The organism is Aeromonas sp. R7-4, assembly GCF_040908055.1.
Classification (GTDB): domain Bacteria; phylum Pseudomonadota; class Gammaproteobacteria; order Enterobacterales; family Aeromonadaceae; genus Aeromonas; species Aeromonas sanarellii.
The window spans coordinates 48,490-72,043 of record NZ_JBFODA010000057.1 but is presented as its reverse complement, the minus strand read 5'-3'; the positions used below and the strand labels follow the sequence as shown (position 1 = coordinate 72,043).

General features: G+C 63.8%; 23 protein-coding genes and 1 pseudogene. 13 read left to right on the top strand and 11 right to left on the bottom strand.

Translation table 11 applies throughout. The features are described 5' to 3' along the window. Positions 1-82: 82 nt before the first annotated feature. Complete coding sequence (locus AB5Y72_RS15290) at positions 83-1,072, bottom strand: D-alanine--D-alanine ligase (protein WP_042076926.1); 990 nt, start codon at positions 1,070-1,072, stop codon at positions 83-85. A 250-nt stretch (positions 1,073-1,322) separates the two neighbouring features. Beyond that, positions 1,323-1,931: a 2OG-Fe(II) oxygenase gene (locus AB5Y72_RS15285; RefSeq protein WP_368199176.1), complete on the bottom strand. Its 609-nt coding sequence runs from the start codon at positions 1,929-1,931 to the stop codon at positions 1,323-1,325. 207 nt (positions 1,932-2,138) lie between these two features. On the opposite strand from AB5Y72_RS15285, the gene AB5Y72_RS15280 reads away from it, so the two are divergent. Both AB5Y72_RS15280 and AB5Y72_RS15275 read left to right on the top strand, forming a co-directional pair. Continuing rightward, a complete protein-coding gene (locus AB5Y72_RS15280) occupies positions 2,139-2,615 on the top strand; it encodes a glutathione peroxidase (protein WP_368199175.1) in 477 nt (158 codons plus the stop codon). A 278-nt stretch (positions 2,616-2,893) separates the two neighbouring features. Then, a complete protein-coding gene (locus AB5Y72_RS15275; protein WP_368199173.1) occupies positions 2,894-4,288 on the top strand; it encodes a DEAD/DEAH box helicase in 1,395 nt (464 codons plus the stop codon). Positions 4,289-4,389: 101 nt separating this feature from the next. Here AB5Y72_RS15275 and AB5Y72_RS15270 read toward each other — a convergent pair whose 3' ends face one another. Continuing rightward, a complete protein-coding gene (locus AB5Y72_RS15270) occupies positions 4,390-4,878 on the bottom strand; it encodes a GNAT family N-acetyltransferase (RefSeq protein ID WP_368199171.1) in 489 nt (162 codons plus the stop codon). Positions 4,879-4,995: 117 nt separating this feature from the next. Next, positions 4,996-5,841: a DUF5718 family protein gene (locus tag AB5Y72_RS15265; RefSeq protein WP_368199170.1), complete on the bottom strand. Its 846-nt coding sequence runs from the start codon at positions 5,839-5,841 to the stop codon at positions 4,996-4,998. Between the two features lie 262 nt (positions 5,842-6,103). Between AB5Y72_RS15265 and cyaB the strand changes: the two genes are divergently transcribed. From cyaB to AB5Y72_RS15240, 5 genes are all read left to right on the top strand, one after another. Further along, on the top strand, positions 6,104-6,667 hold the full coding sequence (cyaB, locus tag AB5Y72_RS15260) for a class IV adenylate cyclase (protein WP_368199169.1): 564 nt from the start codon (positions 6,104-6,106) through the stop codon (positions 6,665-6,667). Between the two features lie 61 nt (positions 6,668-6,728). Further along, on the top strand, positions 6,729-7,241 hold the full coding sequence (locus AB5Y72_RS15255) for a DUF4823 domain-containing protein (RefSeq protein ID WP_368199167.1): 513 nt from the start codon (positions 6,729-6,731) through the stop codon (positions 7,239-7,241). A gap of 20 nt (positions 7,242-7,261) precedes the next feature. Beyond that, entirely contained in the window at positions 7,262-7,654 is a 393-nt protein-coding gene (locus AB5Y72_RS15250; RefSeq protein ID WP_368199165.1) for an NUDIX domain-containing protein, read from the top strand. Positions 7,655-7,753: 99 nt separating this feature from the next. Further along, a complete protein-coding gene (locus AB5Y72_RS15245; protein WP_368199164.1) occupies positions 7,754-8,260 on the top strand; it encodes an N-acetyltransferase family protein in 507 nt (168 codons plus the stop codon). Between the two features lie 139 nt (positions 8,261-8,399). Next, the gene (locus AB5Y72_RS15240) at positions 8,400-8,708 is read left to right on the top strand and encodes an antibiotic biosynthesis monooxygenase (RefSeq protein ID WP_368199162.1); all 309 of its coding nucleotides are present in this window, start codon (positions 8,400-8,402) and stop codon (positions 8,706-8,708) included. A 40-nt stretch (positions 8,709-8,748) separates the two neighbouring features. Here AB5Y72_RS15240 and pdxY read toward each other — a convergent pair whose 3' ends face one another. From pdxY to AB5Y72_RS15225, 3 genes are all read right to left on the bottom strand, one after another. Further along, a complete protein-coding gene (gene pdxY, locus AB5Y72_RS15235) occupies positions 8,749-9,612 on the bottom strand; it encodes a pyridoxal kinase PdxY (protein WP_325782617.1) in 864 nt (287 codons plus the stop codon). A 348-nt stretch (positions 9,613-9,960) separates the two neighbouring features. After that, positions 9,961-10,716 (bottom strand): DUF429 domain-containing protein, encoded by a 756-nt coding sequence (locus AB5Y72_RS15230; protein WP_368199160.1) that lies wholly within the window; start codon positions 10,714-10,716, stop codon positions 9,961-9,963. 78 nt (positions 10,717-10,794) lie between these two features. Then, a complete protein-coding gene (locus tag AB5Y72_RS15225; RefSeq protein ID WP_325782614.1) occupies positions 10,795-11,355 on the bottom strand; it encodes a phaC PHA synthase in 561 nt (186 codons plus the stop codon). 293 nt (positions 11,356-11,648) lie between these two features. Between AB5Y72_RS15225 and AB5Y72_RS15220 the strand changes: the two genes are divergently transcribed. From AB5Y72_RS15220 to AB5Y72_RS15200, 5 genes and pseudogenes are all read left to right on the top strand, one after another. Further along, on the top strand, positions 11,649-11,999 hold the full coding sequence (locus AB5Y72_RS15220; RefSeq protein WP_042076941.1) for a phasin family protein: 351 nt from the start codon (positions 11,649-11,651) through the stop codon (positions 11,997-11,999). A 92-nt stretch (positions 12,000-12,091) separates the two neighbouring features. After that, positions 12,092-13,876 (top strand): class I poly(R)-hydroxyalkanoic acid synthase, encoded by a 1,785-nt coding sequence (locus AB5Y72_RS15215; protein ID WP_325782613.1) that lies wholly within the window; start codon positions 12,092-12,094, stop codon positions 13,874-13,876. After that, positions 13,873-14,277, top strand: a complete 405-nt coding sequence (locus AB5Y72_RS15210) for a MaoC family dehydratase (RefSeq protein WP_209792525.1) — start codon at positions 13,873-13,875, stop codon at positions 14,275-14,277. Before AB5Y72_RS15215 ends, AB5Y72_RS15210 begins: the two co-directional genes overlap by 4 nt. A gap of 175 nt (positions 14,278-14,452) precedes the next feature. After that, positions 14,453-14,686, top strand: a complete 234-nt coding sequence (gene ybcJ, locus AB5Y72_RS15205; RefSeq protein ID WP_010674882.1) for a ribosome-associated protein YbcJ — start codon at positions 14,453-14,455, stop codon at positions 14,684-14,686. A gap of 36 nt (positions 14,687-14,722) precedes the next feature. Next, positions 14,723-14,797: pseudogene (locus AB5Y72_RS15200) on the top strand (ribosome-associated protein); the annotation flags it as partial. Between the two features lie 39 nt (positions 14,798-14,836). On the opposite strand, the gene AB5Y72_RS15195 reads toward AB5Y72_RS15200, so the two are convergent. Continuing rightward, positions 14,837-15,310: a DUF4442 domain-containing protein gene (locus tag AB5Y72_RS15195; protein ID WP_325782612.1), complete on the bottom strand. Its 474-nt coding sequence runs from the start codon at positions 15,308-15,310 to the stop codon at positions 14,837-14,839. A 433-nt stretch (positions 15,311-15,743) separates the two neighbouring features. Between AB5Y72_RS15195 and AB5Y72_RS15190 the strand changes: the two genes are divergently transcribed. Then, positions 15,744-16,925: a hypothetical protein gene (locus AB5Y72_RS15190; RefSeq protein WP_325782611.1), complete on the top strand. Its 1,182-nt coding sequence runs from the start codon at positions 15,744-15,746 to the stop codon at positions 16,923-16,925. A gap of 53 nt (positions 16,926-16,978) precedes the next feature. On the opposite strand, the gene AB5Y72_RS15185 is transcribed toward AB5Y72_RS15190, so the two are convergent. The 3 genes from AB5Y72_RS15185 to AB5Y72_RS15175 all read right to left on the bottom strand — a co-directional run bounded on the left by AB5Y72_RS15185 (position 16,979) and on the right by AB5Y72_RS15175 (position 23,521). Then, positions 16,979-18,730 carry an ABC transporter transmembrane domain-containing protein gene (locus tag AB5Y72_RS15185; protein ID WP_216990351.1) on the bottom strand — a complete coding sequence of 584 codons (1,752 nt, stop codon included), beginning with the start codon at positions 18,728-18,730 and terminating at the stop codon, positions 16,979-16,981. Between the two features lie 118 nt (positions 18,731-18,848). After that, positions 18,849-20,585, bottom strand: a complete 1,737-nt coding sequence (locus AB5Y72_RS15180) for an ABC transporter transmembrane domain-containing protein (protein ID WP_042076949.1) — start codon at positions 20,583-20,585, stop codon at positions 18,849-18,851. Positions 20,586-20,722: 137 nt separating this feature from the next. Continuing rightward, the gene (locus tag AB5Y72_RS15175) at positions 20,723-23,521 is read right to left on the bottom strand and encodes a response regulator (protein WP_368199158.1); all 2,799 of its coding nucleotides are present in this window, start codon (positions 23,519-23,521) and stop codon (positions 20,723-20,725) included. Positions 23,522-23,554: the final 33 nt, after the last annotated feature.

The following is a 23,554-nucleotide window of genomic DNA, read 5'->3' as shown; positions in this document are numbered from 1 at the left end:
GGCAAGGCGCGCAACCATCGGCTGACCAAGGGATATGACAGAGGGGCCCTTGGGCCCCTCAGGTTGCACGGCTGCGTCGGCGTCAGAGCGCCTTGCGCAGGATCCGCTCCAGGTAGTCGGCGAAGTTGTGGCCGTGATGCTCCAGCAGTTTAGGGAACATGGAGATGGAGGTCATTCCCGGGAAGGTGTTGATCTCGTTGAGCAAAATCTCCCCCTCTTCGGTCAGGAAGAAGTCGATGCGCGACAGGTGGGTCAACTTGAGTTGACGGAATGCCTTGAGGGCGTACTCGTGGATGGCATCGGCCTGGGCCTGGGTCAGCCCCTCGGCCCGCAGCGCGGTCTCGGTGTGGCTGGCGCTGCTGTACTTCTCTTCGTAGGTGTAGAACTTGTCCTGGGGCACGCAGATCTCCCCGGGATAGGTCGCCACCAGCTCGTCACCGTACTGGTAGACCGCCACTTCCAGTTCGCGGGGCTTGACCGCCTTCTCGATCAGTACCTGCTCGGAATAGCCGAAGGCATCGGCAATCCCCTTCACCAGATCGGCCTCGTTGCTGGCGGAGTAGCAGCCCACGGAGGAGCCCTGGGACGCCGCCTTGATAAAGACCTTGCCCCACTTGGCCAGTGCGGCTTTCGCCTGCGCCAGCGCCGCGTCGTTCTGCTCGGTCAGGAACAGATAGGGGGTGTTGGGGATGCCGATGGCGGAGAGCCACAGCTTGGTGGTGATCTTGTTGAAGCAGATCTTGCTCGCCTCGGCGTCGCAGCCGAGATAGGGCAGGCCCGCCAGCTCCAGGAAGGATTGCAGATCGCCGGTCTCGCCCGGATAGCCGTGGATGCAGGGCACCACGTAGTCCACCGGACGGGCCACGCTGTCAAAGGAGAGCAGCTTGTCCAGCCCCAGCTTGCATTCACGGCCGTCGGCGCTGAGCCAGCGGTCGGCGAACATCTCGACCCGGGTCACTTCGACGCCGGGCAGGAGCCCGAGCTGTTTTTCGAGGAAATTGGCGCTGCGCAGCGAGACTTCGTGCTCGGAGCCACCGCCACCGCACAGCAGCAAGACATGCATGTTCTTCATTAGATGTGATCCCTTGGGAGAAGCGGCTTCGTCATCACCCTGTCAAAAACCAACCGAAGAGCCTGTTCGCCCCCGCCGGCGAGTACCGGTCGAAGGGCAAACATGTTCCATCACAGAACGAAGCCGGAAACGAACATAAGTGCGGGCAGTGTAGCAAGGGAGGGGAAGCCTTGTCAGCCGATGGGACCGCCCTCCCCCCATCCAGACCCGTAAAAGTGCCCGCCTGTGTCAGAAACTGGGTGAAATGCGCTCAGCGCGGCGGATCGACCCGCCCGCCACCATTGCCGTTGACCCGAAACCAGCCGGCGATGCTGTAGCGCTCCTCGCTTGCGGGCAGCACCTCATGGGGGAACTCCTCCGACAAGAACAACACCAGGCGCCCACCTTTGGGGGAGACGTCCATCAGGAACTGCTCGTTGTCGTCATAGACCCGCAATATTCCCCCCGCCTCTGGCTGCCAGCCGTTGTTCAGGTAAAACACCGAGGTGAGGCGGCGGTTGGAGCGCCCGGCGAAGGCATCGCGATGGGTGGCGTAGAAGTCGCCACGCCGGTAGCGGGCGAAGTGGGCCTCGTAGTCGAACAGCCCCAGCATCAGGCTGCGGTTGGCGGCCAGGCGCAGGGACTCCATGCGCGCCAGATAGTCGGCCACCGGCGCGCCGAGGGAAGGGTCCAGCCAGTGGATCTGATCCCGGCGGATGTCGCGGTTGTCCTGGTGCAGGGTGTCGCGACCGATCCCCGCCGGCCGCCACTCGTCAGGCAGGCAGGCCTTGAGGGCATCCACCTCGGCGGCGGTTAAAAAATCATCCACTATCACCCAGCCCCGGGTGTAGATGGCATCCATGACGGCTTGATAGTCCAAGATAGGCTCGCAGCGAGGAGAGAGAGTGCGCTTTGTAGCGACTTCGGGGCCCTTGCACAAACCGGTTTGCTTCTCCTGAGAAGTCCCGCCATCAATAGGAGGCGGCCTGCCACCGCCCCTTTCCCCTTGCTCACCGGCGTCCGGCCCGCTAACGTGCAGAGATCGCCCTCTGGGGCGCCTTGCCCATCATCTTTCCAGGAGAGTGCCATGCCCCTGCCCCTTATTCCCTTGCAACGACTCGACGACACGCCCTGCTCCACCGCGGATCTGCAGGGGCGGGTCCTGCTGGTAGTCAACGTGGCCAGCCGCTGCGGATTCACCCCCCAGTACACCGGGCTCGAGGCCCTCTATCGCAGGTTCGGCCCCCGGGGACTCGAGATCCTGGGCTTCCCCTGCGATCAGTTCGGCCACCAGGAGCCGGGAGATGCCGAGGAGATCGCCCGCTTCTGCTCCCTCGACTATCCGGTCAGCTTCCCCTTGATGGCGAAATGCGAGGTCAACGGCGCCCAGGCCCACCCCTTCTATCGCTGGCTCAAGCAGCAAAAGCCGGGGCTCCTCGGGAGCGAGGCCATCAAGTGGAACTTCACCAAGTTCCTCATCGACCGGGAAGGCCGGGTGGTGGACAGATTCGCCCCCCAGACCAGGCCGGAGGCGCTGACCCAGGCCATCGAGGCGCTGCTCTGACAAGGCTTGCGACGACGCGAGCCCGGGGTCCCCTTCGCGGCGCCCCTCCTTCTGTCTGCCAGGATGGCGGCGGCCGTCACCGTGGGGCTACGCCCATTCGCGACACGGCTGCTGCGTGATCGCCTCGCGTCTGCTATATTACGCGCCCACTGTCTCTCGTGCGGTCGCCCCGCCGGGCTCAGGCCCTGCCTCGATGGCGACCCACCCTATTTTCCATGTCGTGACGGACCAAGGCTGCCGTCACCCGTTGAGCCCAAGGCTCGGAGTGTCCCTCGAACATGTCATTCAATGAACTGGGTCTGTCACCGCACATCCTGCGGGCCGTCAAGGAGCTGGGTTACGAACAACCCACCCCCATCCAGCAGCAAGCCATTCCCGCCATCCTGGCCGGGCAGGACGTGCTGGGCGGCGCCCAGACAGGCACGGGCAAGACGGCCGGTTTCACCCTGCCCATGCTCCATCGGCTGCTGGCCAACCATGGCCGGGGCGGTCGCCGTCAGGTACGTGCCCTGGTGCTGACCCCGACCCGGGAGCTGGCCGCCCAGGTGGGCGAGAGCATCATCAAATACGCCCACCACCTGCCGTTTCGCACCCTGATCGCCTACGGCGGCGTCAGCATCAAGCCGAACCTGGACGCCATCAAGCTCGGGGTCGACATCCTGGTGGCCACCCCGGGCCGCCTGCTGGATCTGCTGACCCAGGGAGCGCTCACCCTGAGCGCCCTGGAAGTGCTGGTGCTGGATGAAGCGGACAGAATGCTCGACATGGGCTTCATCACCGACATCCGCCGCATCATGAAGGCGCTGCCTGACGAGCGCCAGACCCTGCTCTTCTCCGCCACCTTCTCGGATGACATCAAGGCCCTGGCGGACGATCTGCTCAAGGATCCCACCCTCATCGAGGTGGATCCCAGCAACACCGCCGCCGAGCAGGTGACCCAGCGCATCATCCAGGTCGATCGGGAACGCCGCCGAGAGATGCTCTCCCACATGATCGGCCGTGGCAACTGGCAGCGGGTGCTGGTGTTCGTGCGCACCAAGCAGATCGCCGACAGGCTCGCCCAGCAGATGCAGAAAGACGGTCTGGATACGGTCGCCATTCACGGTGACAAGAGCCAGGGGGCTCGCAATCGGGCGCTGGCGGATTTCCGTGAGGGCAAGGTGCGGGTGCTGGTCGCCACCGACATCGCCGCACGGGGTCTGGACATCGATCAGCTGCCCCACGTGATCAACTTCGAACTGCCCCAGATGGCGGAGGATTACATCCACCGCATCGGTCGCACCGGCCGCGCCGGGCGTGGCGGCGAGGCCATCTCCCTGGTGAGCCAGGACGAGCTGGGTCAGCTCAAGGAGATCGAGGCACTGATCGGCCAATCCCTGCAGGTGGAGATCCTGGAAGGGTACGAGCCGAGCGGCAAGCCGAGCCGTCAGACCCTGCCGGGCAGCAAGCCGGTCCAAAACCCGCCCCGCGCCCGTGGCCATGCCAACGCCAAGGGTGGCAAGGACAAAACCGCCGGCCAGGCCAGGGGGGATGGCGCCAAGAAACCGGCCCAGTCTGCGCAAAACAAGTCCCGCAAGCGGGAAGTGGTGGGCGAGGACATAGGTTTCGCCCCCCTGCGCCGCCTGCCCAAGGCCCAGCGCGGCGACTATCAGGACAACTCCAGCGAGGAGTAAGCCAGTGCGCCGACGCCATCATGAAAAAAACCGCCTCCGGGCGGTTTTTTTACTGGATCTGAGCATCCCTTGTCGGAGTCTCTTTCCGTCTCATCCGGTGTTCACTCAATGGGCTTATCGCCCGGGACCGACCCGGCAGCCATGGCCTCGGCCTGCTTGGTGACAAACCCTCTCTCGATACCGGCCTTGAAGCCCAGCTTTTCATAGAGACGGTGGGCTTCATCGCGCCCCTCCCCCGAGAGCAGCATCACCTTGTAGCAATCCAGCGCCCAGGCCAGGGAGAGCGCCTGTTCAAGCACCCTCTGGCTCAACCCCTGGCGCCGGAACGCAGAGGCCGTGACCACGTGCTCTATGATGCCAAAGGGCCTGCCGCCGTTGGTCAGGGTCGGGATCACCCCGAGCTGGCAGGTGGCGGCGAGCTCACCGCCCACCTCCGCCACGATGATCCGCACCTCGGGTCTGGCCAGCAGGCTCGTGAGCGCCTCCCTCGCCATGGAGGGCCTCATCACGGGATCCCGGGGTCTGAGCTCGGCATAGAGGCTGAGCAAGCCCGCCAGATCCTGCTCCTTGCACTCTCTGATCACCACCATGGCACACCTCCTGATCTGCCACTCACCCTCAGGCGGGTCATGAATGACGCCAGCATGTGATGTACGCAGGCATAAAGAGAAAGAAGATGCCTTCCCCTGGTTGGGAAGGCATGGGGCTCAGCGGGTCTTGACCGCCTGCAGCAGGGCCGAGACATCCGGGCCAAAGGTGCGGGCGCGGATGGCTTCGCGAATGTCGCTCTCGCCGTAGCGGCTGGCCGGGTAGACCACCACGCAGGCGGTGTCGCCAGGGGCGAGGAAGTGGGTCTCGCCGAAAGGGGTGTAGCGGGTGGCGCCAATGCTGATGAGGGCATGGGCCGGGCGTCCCGCCTGGGCCAGCAACCCCTGGATATGCTCGGCCGGCCCCTCGTCCTGCTGATGGTTGAACTTGTCGATGGCCCAGTCGAGCAACTGCTGATGGAAGTAGCTGTAATCCACCGCCGCGCTGTCGATGCCATAGGGGTGCAGCTCGCCGTCCCGCTCCAGATAGCAGGCGATGCGGTAGTCATCGAGATCGCATCCCGCGCCGAAGTGGGTCAGGGGCAGCAGGTTCGCGGCCAGCCCCTTGCTCTCCTCGCCCCAGTTCTTCTTCTCGCTGATCTTCTTGGCGTTGGGGCGGCGGATGGAGCAGTCGTTGTAGGCGCCAAACGCCTTGGGATGGATGGCGACCACCTGCTCCCCTGCGTACTCCAGCTCGCACCAGAGCGCCACTTCCGGCTCAATCTGCACCTTCTCGTCCCCGCTCACCGCCGCCTCGGGCAGGAAGATGGCGTCGCCGCTCAACGGGAAGACCCCGAGCTGGCCGGGATGGTTCGGCACATAGAAGGGGAACAGCGCCTTGGGGGCGATCTTGTCGTCAACCTTGACGGCGACGAAGTCCGCCGCCTCCCCGGCCTGCTCCAGGTGACCGGCGAAGTTGCCCGCCACCCCCAATCCGATGAAGTTGCTCAATTCGGTGATCTGCATCTGTGGCTCCACTGGCGCGGCCCGGGCCGCCGCCTCGTTGTGTTGTTCAGGGGCGGAAAGTACCGCCAAAGAGGGAGCTTATTAGAGCACAGCCCCGAGGCGGCGCCCAGCCGCCCCGGGGCAAGCTGTGCTCCAGGGCGGATTTCTTCCCTCCAGGTGGTCATAAAGAGAGCAGTCAGCGTCAAGCTGTGATCCCGGTACTTGGGCGAGGCCGGTGCTTTTGCTAGTCTGCCCCATTCAGTTGCCGTTCGGGGGTCCGCAGATGGCCATCACCACTCATTTCCAGGGTCGCTTCGAGGTGGAGTTCAAATACCGCCTGGCGGATCGCGCGGCCTTCCTGCGTGCCCTCGCGGCCCTCGGCCCCGAGGTGATGGTGGAGGCAGACCACGAGCAGGACTGCTACTTCGACACGGCTGACGGCGCCCTGGCCCGGGAGGGCAAGAGCCTGGTGATCCGCACCATGCACGGTGCCGGCATCCGGCTCTGGATCGTCAAGGGGCCGGGGCCGGATCGCTGCGAGGCGGTCAACATCACCGATGCGGACAAGGCGGCCAGCATGGTGTGCACCCTGGGCTACCGGCCGGTGCTGACCATCGACAAGCGGCGCAGCATCTACTTCCTGGGTCCCTTCCACGTCACCCTGGACAGTCTGGCCGGCCTTGGCGACTTCGCCGAGCTGGCCATCATGACAGATAATGAGGAACGCTTGGAAGAATATAGGAATGCATTGCAAGAATTAGCGACAACACTGAATTTGAAGCAACGTGAATATCGATCTTACAGAGAGTTATGTGAGCTGAACCAACAAGCGTCCCCGTTAAATTAGATATCAAATTCACTTAACCATTTAAATAACCAAGCACTTCAATTAAACAAGGGAATGTATCTTGAAAAACTATATTACTGTCCTCTTATCATTACTTGCCGTTGGCTGCAGCTCTACATATCAGCAATCAAATGTGCAAACAATGAACAGTAAGCTCGATCCCAGCCAGGGGGTGCTTATTTCGCAGCCCCAAGATGGCTCATACGAAACGACGCAATATCAAAATTCGGGGCAAATGACTGCCCAGGCAATCTATGCAGCATTTTCCAAGAAAGCTAACAGAGTTGAAATTACCACCAGTTGCCATGGCGAACCTTGCCTGAACAATATTCAACCAACCCAGTTCAGATATTACGTAAAACCCGTCATTTTACATTGGGAAGAGCGGGCAACCGAATGGTCCGGCAAGCCAGATGTAATTGAAATCCAATTGGTTATATACGATACCTTGAGCAAAAAAAGTATCGCCAACTCGTCGTTTAAAGGAAAAAGCAAATGGGCGACATTTGGTGGCGACCACCCACAGGATCTGCTGCCAGAGCCTACAGAAAAGTATGTTAATAGTCTCTATTAATTAGCCACTGGAATATAACCATGATCGACAAACTGGCCTGGCTGACCTTCAAGGAGGGGCAACTGCTGTGCGCCCGCTCCCACGGCAAGGCCCTCTACTACATTCCCGGCGGCAAGCGCGAGCCGGGCGAGAGCGACGAGGCCGCCCTGGTGCGCGAGATCGAGGAAGAGCTGGCGGTCAGGCTCCACCCCGAGACTCTGCGCCTGGCCTGCGAATTCAGCGCCCAGGCCGACGGCAAGCCGCAAGGGGTGCTGGTGAATCTGCGCTGCTACACGGGGGAAGCCGACGGTACTCCCACCGCCTCGGCGGAGATCGCCGAGCTGCGCTGGCTCGACAGCCGTCACCAGGACCAGATCTCCCCCGTCTCCCGCCTGCTGTTCCAGTGGCTGACGGAGAAGGGCCTGATCCGCTAAGGCTGAACACCGTTTGACAGGCGTGCGGTCGCCCTAGCGGGCGGCGCCCCCCGTGAAAGATGATCCCGAGTGGGTCAAGTGAGAAGATGAGGAGTTTCAATGGAGATCCTTGAGGTCGATAGCACCAGAGGCATCAAACCGGCGCTGATCACCCTGCTGCAAGATTGCGTGGCCAGCGGTGCATCCGTGGGCTTCCTGCCCCCCCTGCAGGAAGAGCAGGGGCTGGCGTACTGGCAAGGCATCGAAGGGGAGTTGGCCGACGGAGTGCGCAGGCTCTGGGTGGCGTTCGATCAGCATCACCTGATCGGCGCCCTGCAACTCTCCCTGTGCACCAAGGCCAACGGCGGCCACAGGGCCGAGGTGGAAAAACTGATGGTGCACAGCGAGGCCCGTGGCAAGGGAGTGGGCCGCGCCCTCATGCAGGCCATGGAGCGGGGAGCCCGGGATGCCGGGCGCAGCCTGCTGGTGCTGGACACCCGGGTCGGCGACGTGGCCTCCACCCTCTATCGTCAGCTCGGCTACTTGGAGGCCGGCCAGATCCCGAATTTCGCCCGCAATGGGGACGGCATCCTGGCCGCCACCCAGTTCTTTTACAAGCAGCTCTGAGGCGGGCGCCGATCGGCGGCCTCCCCATACAACCAGGCCAGCCCTCGGGCCGGCCTTGTCCATGGGGCCGCGGCTTGCCGGCATGGCGCGGCGCTCTCCCTCTTCCCGTTCAACCAGATCCCATTGGCAAGGAGCCAGCATGATATTGGAAGTCGCCCACCTGCAGATCATTCCCGGCCAGGTCCCCGCCTTCGAGCAGGCGTTCGAGGAGGCCCAGCGCATCATCAGCGCCATGCCGGGCTACAAAGGGCACCAGTTGCAGCGCTCATTGACCGATCCCCACCGCTACCTGCTGCTGGTCCGGTGGCAGCGGCTCGAGGATCATACCCAGGGGTTTCGGGGCTCGGCCCAGTACCAGGAGTGGAAGGCCCTGCTGCACCACTTCTACGACCCCTTCCCCACCGTCGAGCACTTTCAGGACGCAACGCCGATCAGCGCCGCAAGCTGAGTCTTGATCAGCCCGTCCTGTCACGGGCTGATCACTCTCTTCAGGCCAGGCGCTCGGCCCTGTGGGCGATCACGGGATCGGCAAAGGCGCCCTGGGCCCGGATCAGCTGCAACTCGTAGGCGTTCACCTCCCAGGTCTGGCGCAGCACCGCATCCACCGCGGCATTGGTGCGTTCAAACGCGCTCACGGCATCGAATCCCGCTTGCAGGTTCGCCAGCATCAGGGCGCTGATGAGATCCCCCACCCCTACCGGCTGACGGGCAAAGTCGTAGAGCGGGCGGGCGATAAGGTAATCCCCCTCTGGGGTCGCCAGCAGCATCTCGAAGCGCCCGGCCACGCTGGCGGCGCGGCCCAGGTGCTTGACCAGCACCATCTTGACCCCGCTTTCCAGCAGTTGATGAGCCGCGGCCCGGGTCTGCGCCAGGGTCGCCAGATGAACGCCGCACAGGGTCTCCAGCTCCAGCAGGTTGGGAGCCATGATGTCTGCCACCGGCAGCGCCTTCTCCGTCAGGAAGCGGGTGACGCCCGGAGCGACTATGCAACCCTTCTCCGGGTGCCCCATGACGGGATCGCAAAAGTAGATGGCCGCCGGATTGGCCGCCTTGACCGCCGCCACTACCGCCAGGATCTCGTCCCCCTGCTCCGCCGACCCCAGATAGCCGCTCAGCACCGCATCGCAGCCCCCCAGCACCTCTATGTTGCCGAGCCCCTGACAGAGGGCACCGATATGGCCCGCCGGCATCGCCATCCCCTGCCAGCCCGCCTCGTACTGGGTGTGGTTGGAGAACTGCACCGTGTTGATGGGCCAGACCTCCATGCCGAGACGGCGCATGGGAAACACGGCGGCGCTGTTGCCGGCACAGCCGAACACCACGTGGGACTGGATAGAGAGAATGCGTTTCATCGAAACCACCGCACAAGAAGCATGAGGAAAACAGGCAATATATCGGATGAGGAGACGGCGCATCCAGCAATTACCGCCATCAACCTCTATTTATGCTTGAGAAGCCGGGATCTGCGGCAGATTTGGCCACCAGGATGTAGCCATCCCCCGCCCTTCCGTTCTCCTGCCATGCCGCTCCGACACAAACCGCTATTGTCACCAGGCATTGCCAGGTCTATCGAGACTCTTGTTTGATGGCATATGAGATGCATTTTTAAACAGGTGATGATGCCGGGGCCAGAGTCCGAAGGTTCACAGGAGAGTGGGCAACAGGGGCAGCGCGGAAATGCTGTCCTCTGTCTGGGCCCCTCAATCCCGGGCGAAGTGGTAGATCCAGCCCTCGTCCAGGGCCAAGTCGGCCGCTGGCGGCACCAGGGGAGGCAGCGAGGAGACGCGCCCCCCGGCCGCATACTGCAGGGCCATCAGGGCGCAGAGGGCGGCATCGTAGAGATCGGTGCCCGGCACCAGGGAGGCCGGCAGATGGGGCTGCAACTCGGGCCGCACCGCCGAGGCCTTGCCCCCCACCTTGGCCAGGGCGGGATAGACTTCCAGCACGGCGCGATCCGCCTCCCTCACCTGTTTTGGCACCAGCTGCAGATCCCCGAGGCGCGGCAGCATGGAGAGCGCCAGGGTGGCGTTGTTGCCCAGCCTGTCGAAGGTGGCCGAGAGCGGCTTCTTGCCGTACTGCTCATGGAGCCAGCGTTCGCAGTCCCGATAGGCGTAAGGGTTGTCTATCTCCCGCTGGGGCACGGCACACTCGGGCCCCCGCCCCGCCAGCAGCTCGCCGAGGGCCCGTGGAAATGCCAGGGGGGCGTCGATGCCGAGCGCGAGGTGCGGGCAGGCCAGCACCTGCATCAGCGCCATCTCGTCTTGCAGCGCCGGACGCAGCAAGGCGTCCAGATCCGGCGCCACCCGGGAGCTCAGCCGAAACAGCGGGGAGATGCCGAGCCAGTGCAGGCGCCGCTCGCGAGCCTGCCAGCCCACCACGGCCACCGCCTGGGCATTGCCCTGCCAGCCCCTCACATCCCAGCCGATGCCGATGGCATCCATGTGTTCCGTTGTCATGCCCCTGTCACCTCCACGCACTATTGATGAAGCACAGGGTAATGACTGCCCCTCCTAAAGCAAGGGGCGGCAGCACGGTTAGAAGGATTTCTTGAAGTTCACCAGGGGCAGTATGGGGAAGATGCCGTTCTCGGCGTAGTTGGCGAGGCCTATCTGCAGGCCGTCGAGGTGCCTGGTGGCATTGATGAAACCGAGCTGGAAGGTGGTGCGCTCGGCATAGTTGACGAAGCCGACGTTGGCCAGGGCGTTGCCCTGCGCCACGTTGATCGCCCCCCAGTTGAGGCCCCGCACGTTGTTGGTCAGGTTGACGAAGCCCAGGTTGAGCCCGGTGTCCTGACCCTGGTGCCAGTTGACGGCGTTGATGGCCACACCGCCGAACTGGTGGCGCACCCGGCCTGCGCCAAAGAAAATGCCAAGCTGCAGGCCGGTGAACTGATCCACGTCGGAGAGGGCGAACACCGGCAGATCGATGCCCTTCACCTGGCCGGTCCGGCCATAGAGGAGGGAGGCGCGCGCCCCTTCCACCTGGTGGGACGAGGGCAGATTGACGCCGGGCAGGGAGATCTGGACCGGGGTGCTGGCCTGGGCCGCGCCGGCGAGGAACAGCGTGCTGCCGAGCAGCAGGGCAAGAGGCTTCATCGGGCATTCCTTGAGGATCGGAGAGATGTCCAAGGGTATCAGCCCATGATCGGCGGAACGAGGTCCCGCCACCCCCCTTGCGTCACCTCTCGTCTGAATCCGTGGCGACTGACAGAAAAATTCAAACAGAAATTAACATTTATGTCATTTACACCAAAGCCGATTTGGTTGCAGAATGCTCAAACGTGTGTTTGAACAGAGCAAACAACACGGAGACAGGGATGACGTGCCGTACCCGCAAGAAGGGCCACATGGCCCACAACAATACTGTTCTGCCGAACTGGAGACCCATGATGAATATGGACGTGATCAAGAGCTTTACCGAGCAGATGCAAGGCTTTGCCGCCCCCCTCACCCGCTACAACCAGCTGCTGGCCAGCAACATCGAACAGCTGACCCGGTTGCAGCTGGCCTCCGCCAACGCCTACGCCGAACTGGGCCTCAACCAGTTGCAGGCCGTGAGCAAGGTGCAGGATGCCCAGAGCCTGGCGGCTCTCGGCACGGTGCAGCTGGAGACCGCCAGCCAGCTCTCCCGCCAGATGCTGGATGACATCCAGAAGCTCAACGCCCTCGGCCTGCAGTTCAAGGAAGAGCTGGATGCCCTGACCGCGGACGGCATCAAGAAGAGCACGGGCAAGGCCTGATAACCCCTGGCTGCCCGTCCGGGCAGCCACATCTCCCCACGACACGAGTGCGCGGGCCCCTGCCCGCCTCGGGTGTGGGTGAAGGAGAACACATGAGCCAACCATCTTACGGCCCGCTGTTCGAGGCCCTGGCCCACTACAATGACAAGCTGCTGGCCATGGCCAAGGCCCAGACCGAGCGCACAGCCCAGGCCCTGCTGCAGACCAATCTGGACGATCTGGGCAAGGTGCTGGAGCAGGGCAGCCAGCAACCCTGGCAGCTGATCCAGGCCCAGATGAACTGGTGGCAGGATCAGCTCAAGCTGATGCAGCACACCCTGCTCAAGAGCGCGGGCCAGGAGAGCGACCCCGTGATCACCCCGGAGCGCAGCGATCGCCGCTTCAAGGCCGACGCCTGGAGCGAACAGCCCATCTTCGATTATCTCAAGCAATCCTATCTGCTCACCGCCAGACACCTGCTGGCCTCGGTGGATGCCCTTGACGGCGTGCCCGAGAAGAGCCGGGAGCGGCTGCGGTTCTTCACCCGCCAGTACATCAACGCCATGGCCCCCAGCAACTTCCTGGCCACCAACCCGGAACTGCTCAGGCTCACCCTGGACTCCGACGGCCAGAACCTGGTGCGCGGGCTGGCCCTGCTGGCCGAGGATCTGGAACGCAGCGCCGATCAGCTCAACATCCGCCTGACCGACGAGTCCGCCTTCGAGCTCGGGCGGGATCTGGCGACCACCCCGGGCCGGGTGGTGCATCGCACCGAGCTCTTTGAGCTGATCCAGTACAGCCCCACCACGGAAACCGTGGGCAAGACCCCTGTGCTGATAGTCCCCCCCTTCATCAACAAGTACTACATCATGGACATGCGGCCCCAGAATTCCCTGGTGGCCTGGCTGGTCGCCCAGGGCCAGACGGTGTTCATGATCTCCTGGCGCAATCCGGGCGTGGATCAGGCCCAGATCGATCTCGACGACTACGTGGTGGACGGGGTCATCGCCGCCCTGGACGCCGTGGAGGCGGCCACCGGCGAGCGGGAGGTGCACGGCATCGGCTACTGCATCGGCGGCACTGCATTGTCACTCGCCATGGGCTGGCTGGCGGCCCGCCGCCAGAAACAGCGGGTACGCAGCGCCACCCTGTTCACCACCTTGCTCGACTTCTCCCAGCCCGGAGAGCTCGGCATCTTCATCCACGAGCCCATCATAGCGGCGCTCGAGGCCCAGAATGAGGCCAAGGGCATCATGGACGGTCGCCAGCTGGCGGTTTCCTTCAGCCTGCTGCGGGAGAACAGCCTCTACTGGAACTACTACATCGACAGCTACCTCAAGGGCCAGAGCCCGGTGGCCTTCGATCTGCTGCACTGGAACAGCGACAGCACCCATGTGGCGGGCAAGACCCACAGCAGCCTGCTGCGCCGTCTCTACCTGGAGAACCAGCTGGTGAAGGGGGAGCTCAGGATCCGCAACACCCGCATCGAGCTCGCCAAGGTGAAGACCCCGGTGCTGCTGGTGTCGGCCGTGGACGATCACATCGCCCTCTGGCAGGGCACCTGGCAGGGCATGGCGCTGTTCGGCGGCGAGCGGCGCTTCCTCCTGGCCGAGTCGGGCCACATCGCCGGCATCATCAACCCGCCGGCGGCCAACAAATACGGCTTCTGGCAGAGCGAGATCGAGGCCGGCAGCCCAGAGGCGTGGCTGGCGGGCGCGACCCACAGCACCGGCTCCTGGTGGCCCGAGATGATCCGTTTCATCCAGGGCCGTGACGAGGGGGCCGAGCCCGTCCCCGCACGCGTGCCTGCCGAAGGGCTGGAGGCGGCGCCAGGCAGCTACGTCAAGGTGCGGCTCAACCCGGTGTTTGCCAGCGCCCAGCAGGAGGACGCAGCATGAATGTACCAGCCCTCGCCGTGGGCCAGAAGGCGCGCCTGACCAAGCGGTTCGGGGAGGCCGAGGTCTCGGCCTTTGCCGGCCTGTCCGAGGACTTCAACCCCCTGCACCTGGATCCGGCCTTCGCCGCCACCACGCCGTTCGAGCGTCCCATCGTCCACGGCATGCTGCTGGCGAGCCTCTTCTCGGGGCTGCTGGGCCAGCAGTTGCCGGGCAAGGGGAGCATCTACCTGGGCCAGAGCCTCAGTTTCAAGCAGCCGGTCTTCGTCGGCGACGAGGTGACGGCCGAGGTGGAGGTGACCGCCCTTCGCAGCGACAAGCCCATCGCCACCCTGACCACCCGCATCTTCACCTCAAGTGGCGCCCTCGCCGTGACGGGGGAAGCCGTGGTCAAGCTGCCTTAAGCTCCGGCGGCAAGCAGACACAATCAGCCCGGTCCCTGCCGGGCTGATTGTACTCCCCCGCGACCATCGCCTCCTTTTTCGGGGCAATTCGGCCCAGGCCCTTTCCCTGCCCCGCCTAACTGCCTAAAATGAGCCCCCGCTGTTTTCAGCCATTCATCCAGCTAGAGGATTTCCCATGGAGACGTTTCTGCTCGAAGGTCACCCCTTCGTTGCCTTGTGTGACCTGATCAAGCATCAGGGTTGGGCCGATTGCGGCGGTGCGGCCAAGGCGCTGGTCGCCGAGGGCCTGGTGGAGGTGGACGGCCAGGTGGAGACCCGCAAGCGCTGCAAGATAGTCGCCGAGCAGGTGGTCAACTTCAACGGCATGAAGGTGGTGGTGAAAGAAGGCGTCAGCCCCGAGATCCTCTAAGCCCGAGGTCAGCCTCCGCAAGCGCTACCCAGCACAGTCGCCGAGCAGGTGGTCAACTTCAACGGCATGAAGGTGGTGGTGAAGGAAGGCGTCAGCCCCGAGATCCTCTGATCCCTGTTTGAATAAGGGCGCCAACGCGCCCGTTAGCATTCAGCTGGCCTTGATCGACAGGGTCAGCACAAAGCGTGCCATCTCCTCATCCCCGTTGAGCGACGGGCAGGTGGCCACTACCTGGATGGGACGGTTGATGCGCTGACCGCTCGCCAGGGACTCGTCTATCATGGCGTCGATAAGCTCCCCCGCCTCGCAGTCAAACTGCACATCCCCCTCGGGGCGCTTCAGGAACTCCCCCTGTACGTCCTTGAAGGCGAAGTGCACCTTCTTGCGCCGCGCCCGCCCCTTCTCCATCACCAGCAGGCCCCCCACCAGATCGGCGCCGGTGGCGAGCGCCCCGAAATACATGCTGCCAAGGTGGTTGCGGGTGCGCCAGCCCAGCGGAATGCGGATGCGCAGCGCCCTGGCGTTCATCTCTTCGATGACCGGGGCGCAGAAGCCGATGACGGGAATGTAGCGCCAGGCAAACAGGCGCAGGGCGAGGTTGGCTTTGAGGCGTTGCAGGTCCATTGCAAACTGATCCGATGAGTGAGTGTGACCGAAATGTTGCCAGCCCCCTCCCCAATAGACAAGCCCCCACTCTCCACCCTGTGAGCAAGCCCCCAAAGGTATTTGCCTGATTCATGCCGCAGGCCAGTGGCATTTGACCGGTCAATGGCACAGCCCCCCTGCGACCGAGCGCCGTGAATGGGCTCTATTGCGTCCTGATTTTTAGCGGTCCCTCGATCGCGCCCGGCGCTGGATGACGGGAGCATGACAGCCCTAGCCGAATGAAACGCAACGACAAATTCTTCCCCCCGGGTGCTAGCTCAAGAACCTGGCCACGCCACTGACAATAGTCACAGTAACCAAATGCCCGACCCCTCGCTAGGCTCTTGCAGGCTCGTGACTGGCCGGATGGAACCGAGCCATACGACACCAATCTCAACATAAGGACAGAGAGATGAGTAACGTGCAACAGCTGTTCAACGGGGGCGAGAGCGCCGGCACCTTCCAGCTCAATTTCAACAACAACCGCGCCTTTGAGCTGTTTGGCCGGGAGTACCTCAAGTGCTACGCCAACCTCGGCGTCAAGGGCCGGATGAGCAAGCCCCTGCCCACCGGGCCGCTGAGCTACACCGTCGACTTCGCCATGGATTGCGGCTGCAGTTCGGTGCTGTTTGACTTCAACCTCGCCTACAAGAAGACCTTCGGCAACCAGTTGCAGGCTCCCCTGTGGCGCGAGTCGGACTACGAGGCCGAGCTGGTGCTCTGCCAGCTGGTGCGCGAGGCACCGGCCAACCGCCTGAGCAACCATGATCAGTTCGCCGAGGCCGAGGCCTTCTTCAACGACGTCAACCTGCTCACCACTGCCAAGAATGTGGGGAGCGATCCCTATGCCGACAAGGACGGCCTGGTGGAGTTCATCGTGGCCAACGAGCTGCTGGACGATCCCGCCGTCATGGCCAGGCTGGCGGAGCAGAAGGCCTACCTCATCGCCATCACCTCTGTGGTCACCGCCTACATCAACCGTTACGCCGAAGCCTATGGCGAGCAGTACAAGACGGATGCGGATCTCTGGGCCAGGGCCCTCTCCAAGATCCCCCTGATGGGGCCGAGCAAGATCGATCAGCAGAGCTACAGCCGCCACATCAAGGGGCTCAGCATCGCCACCGACTTCATCAACTTCATCATGGATGTGGTGGTGAGCCAGGGCACCACGGCGCTGGCAAGCTTCAACAAGTTCCTGCAAAAGCAGGGGGATGCCATCCGCTTCGGGGTGGAGAACAACAAGGACTTCTACAAGACCATCACTGTGGGGGTCACGGTGGAAGTGTTCAAGGTGGGCAACGAGCTGGTCTATGTGCCGAAGATCAAGCAGTACCGCGTCAACTTCGACCGCCAGAACAGCAAGTTCACCTCCGCCTGTGCCAGCGCCGAGTTTGTCGACATCCACTTCAACTACCTCTATGCCGCCAACGTGTTCGACTACGAGGCGCTCAAGGATCCCGAGATCAAGCGCGACTTCGACAGCTTCATCCAGAAGCAGCGCAAGGCGCAAATTGAAGAAGCGGACACCTTCTTCAACGATGACTTCCCGCCCCTGGAGCCCAAGCTGGTTGCCCGCAGCAAGGCCACGGTGTAACCCCCCCAATCAAAACAGCCGGCAGATGTCGGCTGTTTTCTTCATGAAAGGCCTCAGGCCCGCTTCTCTTCGAGCCAGGCCCCCTGGCTCTGCATCTCGAACAGCTGGGCGTAGTGGCCTCCCTCGGTCATCAGCTCGTTGTGGGTGCCGCGCTCGCTCACCTGGCCGCGGGAGAGCAGCAGGATCTCGTTGGCATCGACTATGGTGGAGAGGCGGTGGGCGATGGCGATGGTGGTGCGGCCACGGCGCGCCGCCGCCAGCGCCTGGGAGAGCGCCAGCTCGGTCTGGGAGTCCACGCTCGCGGTCGCCTCGTCCAGGATGAGGATGCGCGGATCCCCCACCAGGGCGCGGGCAAAGGAGAGCAGCTGGCGCTGGCCTGCGGAGAGGTTCTTGCCCCCCTCCTCCATCAGGGTGGCCAGGCCATCCGGCAGGCGGCGCACGAAGTCGGCGAGCTGCACCTCCTCCAGGGCCTGCCAGAGCCGTTCCTCCGCGATGCCGTCACGCCCGAGACGCAGGTTCTCGGCCAGCGTCCCGACGAAGATGAAGGGATCCTGCTGCACCAGGCCGATGCTGCGGCGCACCGCTGCGAGCGACAGCCCCGTCATGGGGTGATCATCGAAGTGGATCATCCCCTGATCCAGGGGGTAGAAACCCATCAGCAGGCTGATGATGGTGGACTTGCCGCTGCCGGTGTGACCCACCAGCGCCAGCATCTGGCCGGGCCGGGTGGCGAAGCTCACGTCCCTCAGCACGGGCTGCTCCCCGTCGTAGGAGAAGCTCACCCCCTCGAAACGCACCCGCCCCTCCAGGGGGAGCGTCTCGCCCTTAGTGCTCTCGCGGGGTTCGTCGAGCAGGGCGAAGACCCGCTCCCCCGCCACCATGGCCTGCTGCAACTGGTTGAGCTGGTTGGTCATCTCGATGAGGGGCTCGATCATCCGCCCCAGATAGCTGATGAAGGCGTAGAGCACCCCCACCTGGATGGCCCCTGCCGTGCTCAGCCCCTCGTGGGCAAACAGGGCCAGCAGGCCGATGAGCACCATCATGTAGAAGAGATCGATGAGGGGGCGCAGCAGGATGCCGTTGATCTTGAGGCTCTTGATCCGCGCCTGCCAGTGCTGCTGGTTCACCCCGGCAAAGGCGTTGGCGAAGTGGTGCTCCTGCACCATGGCCTGGATCACCGGCATCCCCTGCAGCGACTCGTTGAGGCGGCTGTTGATATCGGAGAGCAAGGAGCGGGTCGCCCGCACCACGGGCACGCTCAGGCGCTGATAGAGCCACATCACGGCCCCCACCGCCGGCAGCAGGGTGGCGCACACCAGCATCAGGCGCAAGTCCAGCAGCGCCATGGAGAGGAGGATGCCGCACAGGAGCACCACCTTCTGCACCAGGAGCCCTATCACCTGGACGTAGAGGTTCATGATCGCCTCGGTGTCGTTGGTGATGCGGGAGATGAGGGAGCCGGAGCGGTGCTTGTCGAAGTAGCGGGCCGGCAGCCGGATAGCGGTGGCGAACACCTGCTCGCGCAGGCGCTGCACCACCGCCTGGGCGATGCGGTTGAAGCGCAGGGATTGCAGATAGAAGCCGGCCGCCGAGAGCACCTGCAAGCCGAGATAGCCCGCCGCGATGGCGGCGATCACCCCCCACTCCAGTCGGCGCGGCGCCAGGTAGTCGTCGATGAAGAGCTTGATGAGCAAGGGGCCCGCCACCTCGGCACCGGTCGCCAGCAGCAGGCAGATGCCCGCCTGCACCAGCCAGCGGGGATAGTGGGCGCAGTAGGCCAGCAGGCGTTTGATCGTGGGATTCACAGACTTGCCTCCAGCGCAGCGTTCCAATGGGATTGACTCTCTTTGCTCCCTTCTTTGTTCCCCTCCCCCCTCGCAGGAGCAGTGGGGATGAGGGGAACCACTCGTCTCATCATCAAACTCACAGGCTCTCCTCCACGTCTTGTTCCAGGCGCTGATAGCGGACCATGTCCGCGTACCAGCCGTTGTGGATCATCAGGGCGTCGTGACGGCCTCGCTCGCTGATCTCTCCCTGCTCCAGCACCAGGATCTCGTCCGCCTGCTCCACCGCCGTCATGCGGTGGCTGACCAGGATAAGGGTGCGCTTGTGGGCCTTGAGCGCCAGCAGGATCTGCTGCTCGGTGTGGGCATCCACCGCCGACAGGGCGTCGTCCAGCACCAGGATGGGGGCATCCAGCAACAGGGCGCGGGCGATGGCGAGCCGCTGCTTCTGGCCGCCGGAGAGGGTGACGCCCTTCTCCCCCACCTCGGTCTCATAGCCTCTGGGGAAGCGGACGATGTCGTCGTGCACGCAGGCGATGCGGGCCACCCGCTCTATCTCCTCCTGGCTGGCGTCCGGCCGGCCAAGGGCGATGTTGGCGGCTATGGTGGTGGAGAACAGGAAGGGCTCCTGCGGCACATAGGCAAACTGGCTGCGCAACGCCTCCAGAGAGAGCTGCTCTATGGCCTGCCCCCCCATGGTGATCTGTCCGGCCCCCGGGTTGGCCAGACGCATCAGGAGCTTGAGCAGGGAACTCTTGCCCGCCCCGGTGCGTCCCACTATGCCCAGCATGCCGCCCCTTGACAGGGTGAAGTCTATTCCCAGCAGCAAGGTGCGCGACTCCAGCCGGTATGCCACCCCCTTCATCACCAGGGGGAAGGGCGAGGTGAACGGCAGCGGGGAGGAAGGCTCCTCGATGTCGCTGCGCTCGCCGAGCAGGCTCTCGATGCGCGAGTAGGCGGCGCTGCCCCGCTCGATGATGTTGAACAACCAGGCGATGGCGAACATGGGCCAGATGAGCTGGCCCAGGTACATGGTGAAGCTGGTGAGCTCCCCCAGGGTCAGCTCATCACGCAGCACCAGGGCACTGCCGCCCGCCACCGCCAGGAAATAGGAGCAGCCGATGCACAGGTAGATGACGGGGTCGAACTTGGCGTCGATGCGCGCCACCGCCATGTTGCGCTCCCCCGCCTGACGGGTCAGCTCGGCAAAACCCTGATCCTCAAGGGACTCCACCGCATAGGATTTCAGTACCCGCACCCCGGAGAGGGCCTCCTGGGTCTTGTTGTTGAGGCGGGAGAAGGCCCCCTGCGCCGCCTTGAACTCCTTGTAGATCTGGGTGCCGAAGCGGTTCATGAAGAAGGCCATCACCGGCAGGGGCAGCAGGGAGAGCAGGGTCAGCTGCCAGGAGTACTGGCTGCACATGATGGAGAGCACCAGGATGCCGACGATGAAGGAGTCCACCAGGGTCAGCACCCCTTCGCCAGCCGTCATCTCCACCGCCTGGATGTCGTTGGTGGCATGGGCCATCAGATCGCCGGTGCGGTGGCGCTGGTAGAAATCCGGGCTCATGCGGGTGAAGTGGGTGAACAGCCGGTTGCGCAGCACATAGGCGAGGCGATAGGAGGCGCCAAACAACATGACCCGCCACACGTAGCGCAGCAGGTAGATGAGCAGGCCCAGGCCGAAGAGCCCAGCCAGATAGCCGGTCAGGGTGCTGCCGTCGAGCCCGCCCTTGGCGATGCCATCCACCACCCAGCCCACCACCTTGGGGGGGATCACGGTCAACAGGGCCACCAGCATCAGCAATGAGATGGCCACCAGATAACGCCGCCACTGATCCTTGAAAAACCAGCCTAGCCGCAGAAATACGCTCACAGAGAAGTCCTTGGTCGCGGCGCGCTGCCGCGTGATCGTGAAAAAAGCCCAATACAATCGCCCCCGTGGCGGGGGCGATTGGGTCGATCATCATAGCCTGAAGCGGGCGACTTGAGAACGATTGCTATCTTTGCCTCTCAGATCCGCTTGTCGGAGGAGGAGAACGGGAAGGCGACCGACTCCTGCTGCTCCCCGGTGAGCAGGAAGTGGGACACCTCCTCCCGGGTCTGGGTGAAGACCTGCTGCAGCTGGTTCAGATCCCCCTCGCTCAGCTCCTCCTGCAGCCGCAGCCGCCACTCCAGCTCCCCGGCCAGCAGTTGCAGGCGGGAGGCGGAGATGTTGGCCGACACCCCCTTCAGGGTGTGCAACAGCCGGCACGCCACCTCGGGCTGCTGGCGGCGCAGGGCGGAGCGGATGTCCCACAGATCGTCCTTGTGTTCGGAGAGGAACAACTTGAACAGGAGCTGCAGCGCCTCCCTGTCCTGCTCCAGCCGGCGCAGGGCATCGTCCAGATCCAGCACCCCCATCAGAGCCGGTGGCTTGACCTCGAGGGGCACCTTGGACTCCCCGCCGCTGCTCTTCACCCACTGCAACAGGTTGTTGTAGAGATCCAGCTTGCTGACCGGCTTGGTGACATAGCCGTTCATGCCCACCCCGAGGCAGCGCTCCCGATCCCCGGGCATGGCGCTGGCGGTCAGGGCGATGATGGGCACGTCGTGCTTGTCCACCATCTTGCGGATCTGGCGGGTCGCGTCCAGCCCGTCCAGCACCGGCATCTGCAAGTCCATCAGGATGACGTCGAACGGCTGCTCCGCCACCTGCTCCACCGCCTCGCGTCCGTTGTCCACCACGGTGACCTTGGCCTCCACCCGGCGCAGATATTCCAGGATGAGCTGCTGGTTGACCCTGTTGTCTTCGGCCAGCAGCACCCGGGTGCCGCGCAGCAGATCGCGAAAATGCTGCTGATCCCCCTGCACCTCGGCCTGGCGGACCTTGCTGTCGTGGGAGCTGCCATTGAGCAGCTCGTCCACCTTGGCCAGCAGGGCGTTCTCTGTCATCGGCTTGGCCAGGAAGTGGGTCAGCCCCATGCTCTCCATGCGCCCGTGCAGCCCCTCCCTGGACCAGGCGCTGGTCATCAGGATGGGCAGGCGCCGCCACTGGCTGTGCTGGTACATCTCGAGCGCAAGATCCAGGCCGTCCTCCTGACCCATGCGCCAGTCGAGGATGGCGAGCCGGATATGGTGCCCCTCCTCGCGCAGCACCTGGCGGGCGCGGGAGAGGCTGTTGACCGCGATCACCGAGGCGCCGGCACGGCCCAGGATGTCCTTGGCCAGCTCCAGCACCAGCTCGTTGTCATCCATCATCAGGATGAGGGGCTGGTGATCGAAGAAGACCCGGCGCCCGGAGACCCCGTAGACCGCCTGGGACATGGGGATCTCGAACCGGAAGGTGGACCCCACACCGGGCTTGCTCTGCACCCGGATCTCGCCCCCCATCAGTCCCACCAGCCGCTGGGAGATGTTGAGGCCCAGCCCGGAGCCGCCGTATTTGCGGGTGTTGCCCGCCTCCAGCTGGGTAAAGGGCTGGAATAGCTGCGCCACCTTCTCCGGTGCGATGCCGATGCCGGTGTCCCGCACGCTGAAACAGACCCGCATGGGGTGCTGGTTGACCAGGGTGATGGCCACCTCCACCTCCCCCCGCTCGGTGAACTTGATGGCGTTGTTGACTAGGTTGACCAGCACCTGGCCGAGGCGCAGCGGATCCCCGCGCAGGAAGTCGGGCACGGCGGGGGACTTGTTGATGATGACCTCGATCTGCTTGCGCTCCGCCAGATCCGCGAACATGGCGGCCAGGGAGTCGAGCTGTTCGCTGAGATCGAAGTCGATCTCCTCCAGGGTCAGTTTGCCGGACTCCACCTTGGTGAGATCCAGGATGTCGTTGATGAGCAGCAGCAGGGTGTCAGACGAGGATTTTATCTTGTTGAGATAGTCCCGCTGCTGCGGATCCAGGTTGGTCTGCAGCGCCAGGGCGCTGAAGCCGATGATGGCGTTCATGGGGGTGCGGATCTCGTGGCTCATGTTGGCCAGGAAGTCGCTCTTGGCCTGGGCCAGCAAGCCGGCATGGCGGGAAAGATCGCTCAACTTCTGGTTGCGGCGCCACAGGGTCGCGGCCACCAGCGAGAAGCAGAGCAGCGCGCCCCCCAGCACCATCAGATAGAAGCGGCTCTTGAGGGAGGAGGCCAGCTCCAGCTTGCTCTGCTTCCAGGCCGGCAGCGAGCTCAGCCCCTTCATCTCGACGATCTGGTTGCGCAGGCGATGGTACTCCATCACCTGCTGGTTGAGCTCCTGGCTCAGCCGGACCACCGCCACCATCCTGGGCTGCCCGCCATAGGTGTCCAGCAGGTGCTGCTGTAGTTGCAACAGGTGTTTCTGCTCGTTTGTGTCCCAGCTGCGCCTGAGATAGTGGCTCAGCCGGACCAGCTCGGTGAGGTCGCGGTATTGCCCCTCCCCGGCCGGCAGGGTCGTCTGCAGCGCCTTGAGCTGGCCCTGAAAGCGAGGCGCCAGATATTCTATGGTCATTTCCATGGTGTAGAGCCTGGCGAGATCCAGCAGATAGCCGTCGATGTCCCGTTGCAGGGTCTGGGCGCCTGGATCCTCAGCCGACGCCGGATCGTCGCGCACCTGGCTCACGAACCGGTCCAGACTGCTCGACAGCAGGCTGAGACGCTGCTGCACGCTGCCATCGCTGGCCTTCTCGCGCCCCAGCAGATAAACGGTGTCGGCATTGACCCGATTGAGTACCAACTCTGCGGCCACACTCAGATCGAAGGCGCGTTGCTGCTGGCTGAGCAATTGCCAGCAATAGGCAGAAAACGCCAGCAGCGATACGATGATAAGGCCAAAGACCACACGATTGACCCGTGCCACACTCTTCATCCCGTCTCGATTCTCATGTCATGGTCGGCCATC